The following is a 14,127-nucleotide window of genomic DNA, read 5'->3' on the forward strand; positions in this document are numbered from 1 at the left end:
GTTATAGGTCTTCCAAAAGTAAAAGATATAGATTTTTTGAGCTACTTCCGTAAGTTAAAAAATCGTCTGAATTACCCTCGTTAGGTTGAAAGTGTTTTAATGTAGTAATGTTTGCGGGAATGTTATGACCGTATTTCTTTTTGATCGTCTTTAATCCTTCGCCTATAGACTCCACCAATTGGCTGGTCGTGGCAAAAACGATGACGTTGTACGGTAGTTCGTTCAGTTTTTTGTCCATCAACTGGTTTGAGCATACCAATATAGAACCGTTTTGGGCGATAAGGTGCTCACAAGTGGTAAAGAACACTTCGCTCTCTCGTGTCTTGTCGGTAAAACTGATTTTTTCTTTAGAAAACTTTTCCTTGAGTTTAGGGTCGATGATGTAAAAGGGGTGGTCTTGCCAGCTATTTTCGTTGACAATGTTTCTGACAGCCTGGGAGATTTCGTCAAACGAATCGCAGTAGAGGAATTTACCACCATTTTTCTTGAAATGAATGGTAAATTTCTCGTCTACAGGTATGTTCAGATCGGGCATGTGGGCGCCTCTAGTTTCCGCTGTTTCTTTGGAAACCTTCTTCTGCTTGCCACCACCGAATAATTTGTCAAATAGCCCCATTTGCTCTTATAAAACTCAATATACATTCTCTTCTGGTTAAAGAAAACGTTAAATGTTCTTATTTATTTTCTTCTCCTTCTTCTTTAGCAAGTGCGCTATTGTCAGGCGCAGCCGTATCATCGGATATTTTTTCCTGTCCTTTTTGATCGAATTCCTTGTCAAAAGGTCTTTTGCCGAAAATCTTTTCTAAATCTTCTTTAAAGATAACTTCTTTTTCTAACAACCTTTCGGCTAGAATCGTAAGCTTGTCTTTGTTCTCGGTCAATACCTGAATAGCCCTCTGGTACTGCGCTTCTATGATTTTTGAAATTTCCTTGTCGATCTTACGGGCCGTATCCTCGCTGTAAGGTTTGGAGAAGCCATATGAATCTTGCCCCGATGAATCGTAATAGGTAATGTTGCCTATCTCGTCGTTCAGACCGTAGATCGTTACCATGGCCCTTGCTTGCTTGGTTACTTTTTCCAAGTCGCTCAATGCTCCGGTAGATATCTTGTTGAAGATAACCTTTTCGGCGGCTCTACCACCCATGGTGGCACACATTTCGTCTAACATCTGCTCTGGGCGGACGATTAAGCGCTCTTCGGGCAAATACCATGCAGCACCTAGGGATTGTCCCCTTGGGACTATAGTTACCTTAACCAATGGGGCAGCGTGCTCAAGCATCCAACTTGTGGTGGCATGACCTGCTTCGTGGTAGGCAATTGTTTCTTTTTCACCTGGAGTGATGATTTTATTCTTTTTCTCTAATCCACCGACTATTCTGTCGACTGCATCCAAGAAATCTTGTTTGGAAACCGCCTTTTTCTCTTTTCTGGCCGCAATAAGTGCAGCCTCGTTACAGACGTTGGCAATATCGGCACCGGAGAAACCGGGTGTTTGTCTTGCTAAAAATTCTAAGTCTAAGGCCTCGGAGGTCTTGATAGGTCTTAGGTGGACCTCAAATATTTCCTTACGCTCCCTAATGTCGGGTAAGTCTACATATATCTGTCTGTCAAAACGACCGGCACGCATTAAGGCCTTGTCCAAAACATCGGCACGGTTGGTAGCGGCCAATACGATAACGTTGGTATTGGTTCCAAAACCGTCCATTTCGGTCAGCAACTGGTTGAGCGTGTTTTCACGTTCGTCGTTAGAACCGGTAAAATTGTTCTTGCCACGGGCGCGGCCAATAGCGTCAATCTCATCGATAAATATAATGGCGGGTGATTTATCCTTGGCTTGTTTAAAAAGGTCACGTACCCTTGAAGCACCTACACCGACGAACATTTCTACGAAGTCGGAACCGGATAGGGAGAAGAAAGGCACTTTGGCCTCTCCTGCCACGGCTTTCGCCAAAAGGGTCTTACCTGTTCCCGGAGGACCTACAAGAAGGGCTCCTTTAGGAATCTTTCCACCTAGGGAGGTATACTTGTCAGGGTTTCTTAGGAACTCGACAATTTCTTCTACTTCTTCTTTGGCGCCTTCAAGACCGGCTACATCTTTAAACGATGTTCTTGTATCGGTCTTTTCGTCAAAAAGTTTGGCCTTTGATTTCCCGATGTTGAATATCTGGCCGCCGGCACCACCGCCGCCACCGCCCGACATTCTGCGCATGAGGTAAATCCAGATACCGATAATCAAGACGAAGGGCAGTATGCCCAAAAGAAGATCCATAAGATAGTTGTTGTCGGTATCGTAATCGACAATGGTATCTAGGTTGTTCTCTTTTTTGATGTTCTTGATCTCGTTCTCGAAATTCTGCAAATCACCATAATCGAGCACGTACTGTGGTACGGCGCCGGTAGAGGGTAAAAATGGCTTTTCGGCTACATCTTTATGGACGTCTTTGGCCATAGCTTCTTCTGTAAGGAAGACTTTGGCCTGACGGGTATTGGTGATGATCATGATTTCTTTGACATCACCGTTTCTTAGGTATTCTTGTAACTCTGAAGTTGTCGTTTTTTTGGTGCTGGCCAAGTTGCCACTACCTATAAATTGAAAACCTATTAAAAGAATTGCGATCAATCCGTAGACCCACCACGAACTGAACTTAGGTTTTTTTGTATTCGAATTGTTATCTTTCGCCATTATTATTTTTTACTGGTTCAAACTGCTGCTACTTTCTATCGTGGTCAATTTGGCGTCACCCCAAAGACCTTCGATATCATAATATTCTCGAATGTGTTTCTGAAATACATGTACTACAACATTAACGTAATCCATTAAGACCCATTCGGCATTATCCTCACCTTCTACGTGCCAAGGTTTGTCTTGAATCGATTTGCTAACGATTTTACGAATTGAACCTACTATTGCGTTTACATGTGTGTTCGAAGTACCATTACAAATTATAAAGTAGTCACAAACAGTATTCTCTATATCTCGTAGGTCAAGCAGATTTATATCTTGGCCCTTAACTTCTTCTATTCCCTGTAAGATCAATGCAATTAGTTCATCTGCATTGGCTTTGCTTTTTTGCATTCAAAATTTTATTTCTACAAAGTTATTATTTTTTTGTTCTTTTAGGCCTAAGTTTTTTATAATAGATACAATATCTACGATTTAAGCCTGAGATGGAATTAATCAAACTTAATGCCACGGACTCTACAAACGCATATTTAAAACGTTTGTTGCCCGATAGTTCCTTAACTGATTTTACGGTGGTTATGGCCAAAGAACAGTTGAAGGGCAAGGGGCAAATGGGGGCTGTTTGGGAGTCTGAGACCGGTAAAAACCTTACTATCAGTGTTTTGAAAAATGACCTGCATCTGGTTGCCGATGATTTTTTTGCGTTGAACATTTGTGTTTCACTTGCCGTTTATGATGTGCTGAAGGCGTATCAAGTGCCGAACCTTAGCATAAAATGGCCCAACGACATTCTGTCAGGTACTTCGAAAATTTGTGGAATTCTTATTGAGAATTTACTTTCTGGGGGGCAAATAAATACGGCCGTGATAGGTATTGGTCTAAATGTGAACCAAACATTTTTCGGTAATGTTGAAAATGCCTCTTCTTTAAAATTGATTTTAGGTAAAAACTTTGAACTGGATGAACTCTTACATGCTTTAGTTGAAAGTTTAAAACGCAATTTTTTGAAAATGAAGGCCGAACCCGTGATGAAATTGTGGCAGGCCTATGAGGAAGTGCTTTTTCGCAAAGACAAACCCTCGACCTTTGAAAATCGAGATGGGGAACTCTTTATGGGGTTCATTCGTGGTATTTCCCCCAAGGGAAAGCTGGTTATTGCCCTTGAGGATAATATCTTGCAAGAATTCGATATCAAAGAGGTAAAACTGCTCTACTGATTAGATTTTCGATAGGTTCTCTGAAAGTGTTCCCATAAAATTGGTGATCGGATGTTTGATCATCATGGCCATCATAGCGTTGAACTTGCCTTCGAAACTCAGGGTAACCCCACTTTCAGACTCGCTTATTGATGTGATGTCGGCAGTTAGGGTAAAAGGCAACTTGTCACTTGCGGCACCCAATACTATTTGGTTGTACGGGGTTTGTCCTTGACGTTGTAGAACGATCTGTGGCATGCCACTTAGGGCAAAAAGAAAGCGGTCTTCGTTAATGACCTCAAATTTTTCGATGTTGTCGGGCATTAATTTTTCGAAATTCTTCAAATCGGTCAAGAATTCAAAGACTTCTTTGTTTCCTTTGGCTATATTTTTTTGAGGTGTCTCTATATGCATATCAATATTATTGCTGCCACTTCGATGGATTTTTTCTCCATTCCAATAGGGTGTTTAACTGGTCTTCTTTAATAAAATGGGTGTCCGAGGCCTGTTCGATCAGGTGTTCGTAATCACTCAAGGTATTCAAAGAAACATTTTTTGCTTCAAAATTGCTTTGTGCCACATCGAAACCATAGGTAAAAATGGCTAACATACCTTTTACTTTGGCTCCGGCCTCGGTTAGGGCGTCAACGGCGTTTAGGCTACTTTTTCCCGTACTGATCAAATCTTCGATTACCACCACCGTTTGATTGGGCTCCAGTTGGCCTTCAATCTGGTTTTTGCGACCGTGGGATTTGGGCTCGGGCCTAACGTAAATAAACGGAAGCCCCAGAAAATCGGCTACTAAGGCACCTATTCCGATGGCACCCGTGGCTACTCCGGCAATAATATCCGGCTTGCCGTAAAGTGACTCTACTTGCTTGGCCATTTCTTCCCTGACGAAGTTTCTTATGGCGGGGTAAGAGAGTATTATTCGGTTGTCGCAATAGATTGGTGATTTCCATCCGGAAGCCCATGAGAAAGGATTTTCCGGTTTCAACTTAATTGCATTAATTTGCAATAGGAGTTCGGCCGTTTTCTTGGCTGTATTCTTGTCTAAAACCATGACGCAAATGTATAAAGTTTTTGTGAACGAACTGCCCTTGATCTTGACAAATAAACTCTCGGAAACGGGAGGTGGCGAATATTTTTTGTTAAACGAAGATTCTATACAGGCTGCTATCAAGGCATTGCGGAAGAAAAAAATGACCGAGGCCTACATTTATCACCCTAACCATGAGGAGATTCTAAAGAAGTTTACACGAAAAATTCCTTTGGTCGTAGCGGCGGGTGGCGTGGTAACCAACAACCTCGGCGAGGTATTGTTCATTTATAGGAACGATAAATGGGATTTACCAAAAGGAAAATTGGACAAAGGCGAGTCGATCGAGACTTGCGCTATACGCGAAGTTATGGAAGAGACCGGCGTCAAGGGATTGCGTATAGAGAATTTTTTAAGGAAAACCTACCATGTATTCAGTAACAATGGGGTCTATACATTAAAGGAGGTGCATTGGTACGCCATGAGAACCGACTATGATGGCAAACTTAAGCCGGAAAAGAAAGAGGGAATAGAAAAAGTGAAATGGAAGGGCCCTAAAAAAATACAGGAAGCCCTTCAGAACTCCTATAATAACATCAAGATACTTTTTGGCGATTAGGGCCTTTATTTTTTCATTATTCGGTATACCGGATATTGTAAATGGGCCTCTTCATAGTGCTTTGATCGCTTGAATAGCCAATCTAATTGGGCGTACCAGTTGGCATTGAACTCAGGGTCATTGGCTTTTCTGGAAAGAAAACTATCTTTTAATACTTGGTTTTGTTTTAGTAATTCTGCTGCCTCATCTTCAAAAACATAGGGAGAGAAACCTTCCTTTTGTTGTAAGATACTATCGAAAAAATTCCAGTTAAAGAACGAATCCTTGGTTTCGGGCTCCAAGGTTTCAATAATATACCTGATACCTTCTTGGTCGGTAGGTATGAGAATGTCGCCTTGTTGAAACCTTATATTTTTGACGCTGACCTTTACTTCGGTGTCGTAGTGGGGGTAATGCCCTTCATAAGGGTAGTTTAAGGTCTTGTAATGGTCTATTTTATAAGATTCTACCGCAATCACCGTGTCTTTCTGTATGGTGTTGTAGTTGATCTTATTGAGGTCAAGCAGGGTCAGTACTTTGTGCCATCCCTTTTTTAAAACGTAGGCTTCGGGAATTTCGACCGAGTCCGTGGAGATGTAATGGTTTTGGTAATTGACTTTCTTGACAAAGGGCTTGTTTCGATCGTACTTCAGACGGGTGAGTCCGGTAACCTCGCTGGTAAGCGTGTCGCCTTCATATCCTTTAAAATCTAACACGGTTGTTTTGGTGGTGTCTATTTGCCATTTGGTAGGGTAGTGCGTCCAACTTTTGTGCCTGTGCTTGGCTTCCGCCCTTAGTCGCTTTATTTCCTTGGCGTCGGTCTCTGCCAATGAAATCATTTTTGTCATGAGTTCATAGGTTCCTTCAACCCTTTGTTTGTAGGGCTTTAGCATATGGGTTTCTACCATCATGCCAAAAGTGTTCCAAAGCGTAGTGTATCCTGTGGAGTATCGGGGGTAGTCCATAAACTGTGAAAACCCTTTTTCCGGCACTTGGTTGAAGACATTAACGTAAGGGGTAATGCTCCAATCGTCTTCCAATAATGATTTCTCTAGTGATGGCATCATCTTGTTATGGATATAATCGCCTAGTTCGCCGCCCAATTTGTTATGTTGGGTAAAAAGATGGGTAAGGGTGTATTGGTAGTCGGCTCCGTTGCTCACATGGTTGTCGATGAATATATCTGGGTTTACCGTATGGAAAATTTGGAAAAAAGTACGGGCGTTCTTGGTGTCGGCTTTTATAAAGTCCCTGTTCAGGTCGTAGTTTAGGGTGTTGCCGCGAAAACCGTAGGCCTTTGGGCCGTTTTGGTTGGCCCTTGTTGTACTGTTTCGGTTAAGGGCGCCGCCTATATTGTATATGGGGATGGTAACCAAGACCGTATTTTTTGGGGCGGGTATTTTTCCCGATGCAAAATCCCTGTACAGGAGCATGGTGGCGTCAATGCCATCGCTCTCCCCGGGATGAATACCGTTATTTATAAATAAAATGGTCTTGTCGCCACTTACTTTTTTTAAGTTGAAATCGCCATCGGGGTTGTAGGTAATCATATGAAGTGGGTAGCCACTATCGGTGCTGCCGATGGTCTGCATGTTGATTTCGGGAAAATCTTTGGCCAATCGGATGTAGAAATCGATGGTCTCGAGATAGGTGGCCGTTTCCGTGCCCTTACTGAGTTCAAAACGGGTCTTGTAATCTGCCGTTTGGTCGTCTTGTTCGCTTTCGCAAGAAGAACAGAACAGTAGGGTCAAAACAAAAAAGTTGAATATTCCCGAGCTAATTTTCGTAAATCTTCGTCGCATATACCAAAAATAAGCAAAAACAACCAAGTTTTAACTATGCTACTTTGGTAATCTCGGCAACGTGTTCCTTACGGATGGGTTTGTTGTTGAAGGTAATGGTGTGGTCGGTTTTTTGCTTGAAGCACTCCCACTTTTGTAAGTCGATTTTGTCTATGGAAGAGGTGATAATGTTTACCCTTACTTTTTCCGATGTGGGCAGGGTTATGAACTCATCTAGAAATTGCCATCCGTCCATGATGGGCATATTGATGTCTAAAAAAATGACCTGTGGGGCTTGTTTGTTTTCTTCTATTCGCTGTTTGATTCCGTCAATTGCCAACTTGCCGTTACGGTATACTGTAATATCATCGCACTGCACAACGAGGCTCAACATTTTTTGAATGCCGAACACCGTAATCGGATCATCATCGATAATACAAATACTCTCAATTTTGTTCATTAAAATAGATTTTGAAGGTAGTGCCTACGCCTACCTCACTGGCAACGGTTACTTTGCCGTTCATAGCTTCAATTTGATTTTTCGTAATGTATAGGCCAATACCTCTAGAGTCACTATGGTCGTGAAAGGTCTTGTACATACCGAATAATTTTTCGCCATACTTGTTTAAATCGATACCGAGTCCGTTATCTGAGATGGACAGAATGGTATAGCCCTCTTCGTTTTTAGTTTCCAGCCTGATTATAGGACTTCGGTCCGGATGCTTGTATTTGATCGCATTGGTAAAGAAGTTCATCAGTATGCTATCGATATACGATGGTATAACATTTATTTTTACATCATCGCTTATTGTATTGATGATTCGGGCCTCGTTACTTGCGAAGAAAGGTTTTAAGTTGTGTTTTACCGAAGCTATACGTTGGTTGAGCCGTACGGGTTTCTTTTTAAGGTTGATATTGGTGTTTATGGCAACTACCTCGTTCAGGTTTTCTAAGGTTTCCAGTAGATTGTCTGAAGCTTGGGTAAGCATTTCTGTAATCTTGATCTTTTCGTTTTCGTTCTTTTCGTGGGCCAAAAAGTCTAAAAGCATAGAAAAATTAGCCGTGTGCGAACGTAGGTTGTGTGAAACGATATGGGCGAAGTTGACCAATTTTTTGTTCTGTTGGGAAGTAACATTGATCAGGTCGCGTAGTTCTTGTTCTTTTTGTTTCAGGTCCGTGATATCCATACTAATGCCTACGAGGCCCTGGGCTTTTCCGTTATTGGATTTTAAGGGGATTTTTGAGGTGAGAAAGGTTACCATTTTACCATCTTTGGTTCTGCTGGTGGTTTCACGGCCCAACATAGGTATCAAGGTTTCCATTACATGGAGGTCTTCTGCCCTGGATATTTGGGCTATATCTTTGTCAAAGAGGTCAAAATCATTTTTGCCCAATAATTGGTCGGCATTTTCAACGCCCATATATTCGCATTCCGACTTGTTTACCAGAATTTTTCGAGACTCCGTATCCTTTATAAAAACGTTCAGGGGCAGGTTGTCGATAAGCGTGCGCATCAAGAGCTCGTTTTCCTTGGTCTTGGCCTCACGGCGTATCTGTTCTTCTATATTCTGTAAGGTGCCCTTAATGCCTACAATTTTACCGTCGATATAGGTGGGCATACCAGCTACCTGTACCCATATTTCCTTGCCTTTTATGGTTTTGAACTGTAGTTTTTCATTCCATGTCTTGCCATTCGTCAAGGTATCGTGCAGGTGCATGGCAATGGTATTTCTACTATGCCCGTCTTTGTATTGGCTGATGGCCGAGTCAAAGCTGAATTTGTAATCTTTGGAAACCTCATAGATTTCGCGAATAACATCGCAGCCGATAAGCGTATCGCTGATAAAGTCATATTCCCAAACCCCTATTTTACTGATTTCACAAGTGGCATCGAGAAGTGATTGAAGTTTGGCTACTTTTTCCCCTTTTAGTTTCTCTTCGGTAATATCGTTAAAGTGAATGATCAAGCCCACGGTTTCATTGGCGTCGTTCAGCCAAGCCGTGCATGACCATTTATACCATTTGGCATCTGCCTCGCTTTTTAAGCTGTAATTAACATTGAGGGACTCAGAGGAATTGGAAAGGCAGTTGTATAAAGTGTTTTCCCAATTGTCCGACAAAGTGGTGAACAGTTCGTTGATGGGTTTGCCAAAAACGTGCGTGGAATCAAAACCAAAATCACGTACGAATTTATCGGACGCATACACAACCTCGAACTTTTTGTTCGTGAAAACAGTGGCCGATGGCAGCTGTTTTACAAGGGGGTTGTTTTGTATGGTTTTGGTTCCGTTCAACATATTACTGTAATTTCTGACTAAAGTAGAGGCATTTTACTTTATATCTAAACCTTTGTTGTGAATAGTATAAAACTCGTTGTGTTGCTAATAAAATGGGATGTTTGCAACATTAAACAGTTAAAATGTCGTATTTACTTACAAAATACGATTTTATTTTAACATTTGTGTTTTTTAACGAATTATTAGGGTGAACGGCAGTTTAGGATCTATGAAATGCGTACGGTGTCGGGTACGAGGCCTGTATAGTCGCCTCCGTTTCGAATTACGTCCCTTACAATTGACGAGCTGATGTAAGATTTGCCTGAGGAGGTCAATAAAAAAACGGTTTCTATTTCAGATAATTTTCGGTTCGTGTGGGCAATCGCTTTTTCAAATTCAAAGTCGCCCGGGTTTCTTAATCCCCTAAGAATGAAGTCCGCTTCTATTTTCTTACAAAAGTCCACGGTCAGTCCTTCATAGGTGAGCACTTTTATTTTAGGTTCGTCTTCAAAGGCCTTTTCAATGAACTGCATACGCTCTTCTAGGGTGAACATATATTTCTTTTCGGAATTTACACCGATGGCAATGATAAGTTCGTCAAACAGGGTAATACCTCTTTGTATGATATCGAAGTGCCCTAAGGTCAAAGGGTCGAAAGAACCTGGGAAAATTGCGCGTCTCATGGGTTTGTTCGTTTTTGGGGAGCGTATCTTTTTTATTAAAGATAGGTCATTTTTGGTTTAGCGCTTCGTCTACTGCGCTTGTAAATAGTTCTTCCAAGGAAATGCCGGCCTTTTCGGCCTGCTGTGGTAATATGCTTTCGGTGGTCAGGCCTGGGGTCGTGTTCATCTCCAACATATATGGTTCGTCGCCGATAAATATGAACTCGCTTCTTGAGTAGCCTTTCATTTTTAAGACTTCGTAAGCCCGTTTGGCCATTTCCTCCACCTTGTCTTGCTGTATTTTGGAAATACGGGCAGGGGTTATTTCTTGCGATTTTCCTTGGTACTTTGCTTCGTAATCAAAGAAGTCGTTCTCCGAAACGATTTCGGTAATGGGCAAGACCTTGGTTTTTCCCTTGTAAGTAATCACACCAACGGAAACTTCCGTTCCGTCGAGAAAACCTTCGATAATAATTTCATCGTCTTCTTGGTAGGCCTTGTCTATGGCACTTCTTAAATGGTCTTTTTCATGCACTTTGGAAATGCCAAAACTGCTGCCGGCTTTGTTGGCCTTTACGAAACAAGGCAGCCCTACCTTGGCAACAATGGCTTCCTCATCGATAGGGTCGCCAAGGTTCAAATAATACGATGGGGCGGATTTTATACCGTACGGCTTCAATACGCTTAAAAGGTCACGCTTATTAAAGGTTAGGGCCGATTGGTAATAGTCGCATGAGGTCTGGGGAATGCTGAGCAGTTCAAAATAAGCCTGCATGAGCCCATCTTCGCCCGGGGTGCCGTGAATGGCATTGAAAACACAATCAAAGGCCAAGTGCCCCTGGTCGGTGTCTACCGTAAAATCGGCCTTGTTTACCGGATGTTCTTTTTCGTTCGCATCGACATAGACCCATTTCTCTTTAAAAATGTGAATACAATAGGTGTTGAACCTTTCTTTGTTCAGGTAGCGGTGTACTACACTTCCGCTGTTTAACGAAATTTTGTACTCGCTAGAGTAGCCCCCCATAATGATGGCAATATTTTTCTTCATACGACCGTTTAAATTCTTGGCAATAAAACGAAACCGAAATTAAACAAAAAAAGCAATACGAGTTCACTATATTTGTACCGTTAAAATAAACATATGCGTAATTTTTTCAACTTTTTAAAAAGTAGGGTATTTTTTATTCAACTAGGCCTGGCCATAGTGCTTTTGGTAGTTGTATCGATTTTTGTATTGCGCTGGTTAAGCTCTACCACCAATCACGGTGAATTTGTTGAAGTGCCCAATTTCGCCAAGATGTCGGTGCCCGATATGCGCAAGTCGGCAGAAGAGGCAAAATTGAGATACGAAGTTCTCGATTCGGCAAACTTCAATCCCGAATATCCAAGGTTTTCGATTATAGAGCAAAATCCACCGGCGGGTAGTAAGGTCAAGGAAAACAGAAAAATTTACCTGACCGTAAATCCTTCGGGCTATAAAAAAGTTTCCGTTCCTAATATTATACAGGTTACCCAGCGTAACGCTACCTCGATGTTGCGCGCCGTAGGTCTTGATGTACAGCGGGTCACATATATTGATCAGTTGGGTAAAGACATGGTCTATTATATAAAGTACAAGGGCAAGCAAATCAAACCCGGCGACAAGCTGCCTAAAACCTCTAAGATAGAATTGGTGTGTGGTAATGGCTCCATTACCGATCAGGCCAGGGTTCAAGCAGATTCAGAATAATACATGCAAACACCGGAAAATCAAGAACCGAACGATGATGAGCTTTTTGAGCATCACCGTTTTGTAGCCTCTAAAGGTCAAGAACCGTTAAGGGTCGATAAATTCTTAATGAATTTCATAGAATACGCTACTCGAAACAAAATCCAACAGGCTGCCAAAAGTGGTCATATTTGGGTCAATGGGGCTATCGTAAAACAAAATTACAAGGTAAAACCGGGCGATGAGGTAAAGGTGCTGTTCGAGCATCCGCCGCATGAATTTCTTTTGGTTGCTGAAGATATTCCTCTCGATATCGTTTATGAAGACGATGTACTCTTGGTGGTGAACAAACCCGCCGGAATGGTAGTACACCCAGGTCATGGTAACTATTCGGGCACGCTGATCAATGCGCTGCTACATCATATCAAAGACCTTCCTGTCAATAGTAACGAGCGACCAGGCTTGGTGCATCGTATAGATAAGGATACATCGGGACTTTTAGTGGTGGCCAAAACCGAGGCCGCAATGACCCACCTTGCCAAACAATTTTTCGATAAAACATCGGAAAGGGAATATATAGCCTTGGTATGGGGCAATGTGGAGGATGATCATGGGACGATTGAGGGCAATATTGCCAGAAATCCAAAGAACCGTTTGCAAATGCAGGTCTTTCCCGAGGGCGATGAAGGCAAGGAAGCCGTAACGCATTACTCCGTTATAGAAAGGTTAGGTTATGTAACCTTGGTGTCGTGTAAGCTAGAGACCGGTCGTACCCACCAGATCAGGGCGCATATGAAATATATAGGCCATACCCTTTTTAACGATGAGCGCTACGGAGGTGATAAAATATTAAAGGGCACCACATTTACCAAGTACAAACAGTTTGTAGATAATGCCTTTAAAGTACTGCCCCGGCAGGCCTTACATGCCAAAACCTTGGGTTTTGTGCATCCCGTAACGGGCGAAACCATGCGTTTCGATTCTGAAATCCCCCAAGATATGGTCGATTGTATCGATAAATGGAGGCACTATGCACAGCACAGTAGCAAATAGGTTATAAGGAACATCGATGGCCCTATCGATAACTCTTTTCCAAATGCATAGGTTTTACTCCGGATCATCAGTATTTTTACCTGAAGTTTTGAAATAGACACAAGCATGAAAATCGTTATCTCTCCTGCAAAATCCTTGGATTTTGAAAAAGATTATCCAAAATATAAGGAAACACAACCCCAATTTTTAGATGAGGCCCAGAGCTTGAACAAGGTTTTGGCCAAAAAAAGTCCAAAGGCCCTATCGGAGCTTATGGGGATTTCCGATAATTTGGCCCAGCTCAATTATGAGCGAAATCAGAATTTTGAAGTACCTTTTACCTTAAAAAATTCCAGACCGGCCATTTATGCGTTCACGGGTGATGTCTATCAGGGATTGGACCCCTATACCATACCCTCCCATAAGATGGAGAAACTACAGGAAAGATTACGTATTCTCTCCGGATTGTACGGCATTCTTCGCCCCCTCGACCTAATGCAGCCCTATCGTTTGGAAATGGGTACGCAACTGAAGGTCGGTAGAAAGAAGAACCTGTATGAGTTCTGGAAAAAAAAACTGACAGATACCTTGAATTCGGAATTGAAAGACGATGAGCTTTTTATCAACCTGGCGAGCAACGAATATTTTAGCGCCATTGACAAAAAGGCGCTGAAAGTACCTATTGTTACCCCAATATTCAAAGATTGGAAAAACGACAAGCTCAAGGTTATCAGTTTCTTTGCGAAAAAAGCACGTGGTGCCATGGTTCGTTACATTATAGATAAGGATGTGCAAAACCTTGATGAACTGAAAGGGTTCAACTATAACGAATACGAATTTAGCCCGTCACATACCTTAAAAGAAAACGAACCTGTTTTTATCAGGTAATCTATTTCTTTTTCTTTAGGCTGATCTTCTCTTCTACGGTAGGGCGTCTCTTAATTTTTTTAGGGCGCCTTGCTCCGTAAGAGCGATTGGCGATTTTCCCTCTTCTCGATTTTTTGTCTCCTCTTCCCATGTGATATTCTTCTTTAGCTGAAGATACTATTTTAGGTTTGGAATATCAAGCAAAGCGCAAACTGACTTTCTTAAGGTGACATAGAAACGTCACAAAATACCTGTAATTTATAGGCATATCATATTGCTATCCT

Annotated in this window: 16 protein-coding genes; 5 read left to right on the forward strand and 11 right to left on the reverse strand. The window is 42.0% G+C overall.

Features of this window, described 5'->3' with window-relative positions:
* Position 1: 1 nt before the first annotated feature.
* From BW980_RS17325 to rsfS, 3 genes are read right to left on the reverse strand one after another with little or no spacing between them, the layout of a single operon-like run.
* The gene (locus tag BW980_RS17325) at positions 2 to 616 is read right to left on the reverse strand and encodes an LUD domain-containing protein (RefSeq protein WP_076456438.1); all 615 of its coding nucleotides are present in this window, start codon (positions 614 to 616) and stop codon (positions 2 to 4) included.
* A 58-nt stretch (positions 617 to 674) separates the two neighbouring features.
* On the reverse strand, positions 675 to 2,684 hold the full coding sequence (gene ftsH, locus BW980_RS17330) for an ATP-dependent zinc metalloprotease FtsH (RefSeq protein WP_076456439.1): 2,010 nt from the start codon (positions 2,682 to 2,684) through the stop codon (positions 675 to 677).
* A gap of 9 nt (positions 2,685 to 2,693) precedes the next feature.
* Positions 2,694 to 3,077, reverse strand: coding sequence for a ribosome silencing factor (rsfS, locus tag BW980_RS17335; protein ID WP_013992070.1), 384 nt, complete (start codon positions 3,075 to 3,077; stop codon positions 2,694 to 2,696).
* Positions 3,078 to 3,169: 92 nt separating this feature from the next.
* Here rsfS and BW980_RS17340 point away from each other — a divergent pair, with 92 nt between their 5' ends.
* Complete coding sequence (locus BW980_RS17340; RefSeq protein ID WP_076456440.1) at positions 3,170 to 3,901, forward strand: biotin--[acetyl-CoA-carboxylase] ligase; 732 nt, start codon at positions 3,170 to 3,172, stop codon at positions 3,899 to 3,901.
* Here BW980_RS17340 and BW980_RS17345 read toward each other — a convergent pair whose 3' ends face one another.
* Positions 3,902 to 4,294 (reverse strand): SRPBCC family protein, encoded by a 393-nt coding sequence (locus BW980_RS17345; protein WP_076456441.1) that lies wholly within the window; start codon positions 4,292 to 4,294, stop codon positions 3,902 to 3,904.
* Positions 4,295 to 4,301: 7 nt separating this feature from the next.
* On the reverse strand, positions 4,302 to 4,943 hold the full coding sequence (gene pyrE / locus BW980_RS17350) for an orotate phosphoribosyltransferase (protein ID WP_076456442.1): 642 nt from the start codon (positions 4,941 to 4,943) through the stop codon (positions 4,302 to 4,304).
* A gap of 7 nt (positions 4,944 to 4,950) precedes the next feature.
* Between pyrE and BW980_RS17355 the strand changes: the two genes are divergently transcribed.
* Positions 4,951 to 5,538 carry an NUDIX hydrolase gene (locus BW980_RS17355; RefSeq protein WP_076456490.1) on the forward strand — a complete coding sequence of 196 codons (588 nt, stop codon included), beginning with the start codon at positions 4,951 to 4,953 and terminating at the stop codon, positions 5,536 to 5,538.
* A gap of 5 nt (positions 5,539 to 5,543) precedes the next feature.
* Here the strand turns inward: BW980_RS17355 and BW980_RS17360 are convergent, their stop codons facing one another.
* The 5 genes from BW980_RS17360 to BW980_RS17380 form a co-directional block, all read right to left on the reverse strand.
* Complete coding sequence (locus tag BW980_RS17360) at positions 5,544 to 7,319, reverse strand: M14 family metallopeptidase (RefSeq protein WP_076456443.1); 1,776 nt, start codon at positions 7,317 to 7,319, stop codon at positions 5,544 to 5,546.
* Between the two features lie 34 nt (positions 7,320 to 7,353).
* Entirely contained in the window at positions 7,354 to 7,758 is a 405-nt protein-coding gene (locus tag BW980_RS17365) for a response regulator (protein ID WP_076456444.1), read from the reverse strand.
* Positions 7,745 to 9,595, reverse strand: a complete 1,851-nt coding sequence (locus BW980_RS17370; protein WP_076456445.1) for a PAS domain-containing sensor histidine kinase — start codon at positions 9,593 to 9,595, stop codon at positions 7,745 to 7,747. The genes BW980_RS17365 and BW980_RS17370 overlap by 14 nt, the downstream gene beginning before the upstream one ends.
* A gap of 206 nt (positions 9,596 to 9,801) precedes the next feature.
* Entirely contained in the window at positions 9,802 to 10,257 is a 456-nt protein-coding gene (coaD, locus tag BW980_RS17375) for a pantetheine-phosphate adenylyltransferase (protein ID WP_076456446.1), read from the reverse strand.
* 46 nt (positions 10,258 to 10,303) lie between these two features.
* Positions 10,304 to 11,284 carry a D-alanine--D-alanine ligase gene (locus BW980_RS17380; RefSeq protein WP_076456447.1) on the reverse strand — a complete coding sequence of 327 codons (981 nt, stop codon included), beginning with the start codon at positions 11,282 to 11,284 and terminating at the stop codon, positions 10,304 to 10,306.
* A gap of 93 nt (positions 11,285 to 11,377) precedes the next feature.
* Between BW980_RS17380 and BW980_RS17385 the strand changes: the two genes are divergently transcribed.
* The 3 genes from BW980_RS17385 (at position 11,378) to yaaA (ending at position 13,864) form a co-directional block, all read left to right on the forward strand.
* On the forward strand, positions 11,378 to 11,965 hold the full coding sequence (locus BW980_RS17385; RefSeq protein ID WP_076456448.1) for a PASTA domain-containing protein: 588 nt from the start codon (positions 11,378 to 11,380) through the stop codon (positions 11,963 to 11,965).
* Between the two features lie 3 nt (positions 11,966 to 11,968).
* On the forward strand, positions 11,969 to 12,997 hold the full coding sequence (locus tag BW980_RS17390) for an RluA family pseudouridine synthase (RefSeq protein ID WP_076456449.1): 1,029 nt from the start codon (positions 11,969 to 11,971) through the stop codon (positions 12,995 to 12,997).
* A 105-nt stretch (positions 12,998 to 13,102) separates the two neighbouring features.
* The gene (gene yaaA, locus BW980_RS17395) at positions 13,103 to 13,864 is read left to right on the forward strand and encodes a peroxide stress protein YaaA (protein WP_076456450.1); all 762 of its coding nucleotides are present in this window, start codon (positions 13,103 to 13,105) and stop codon (positions 13,862 to 13,864) included.
* 1 nt (position 13,865) lies between these two features.
* Here yaaA and BW980_RS17400 read toward each other — a convergent pair whose 3' ends face one another.
* Positions 13,866 to 13,994: a 30S ribosomal protein THX gene (locus BW980_RS17400; RefSeq protein ID WP_076456451.1), complete on the reverse strand. Its 129-nt coding sequence runs from the start codon at positions 13,992 to 13,994 to the stop codon at positions 13,866 to 13,868.
* Positions 13,995 to 14,127: the final 133 nt, after the last annotated feature.

It is taken from the genome of Zobellia uliginosa, from assembly GCF_900156625.1.
GTDB classification, from domain to species: domain Bacteria; phylum Bacteroidota; class Bacteroidia; order Flavobacteriales; family Flavobacteriaceae; genus Zobellia; species Zobellia uliginosa.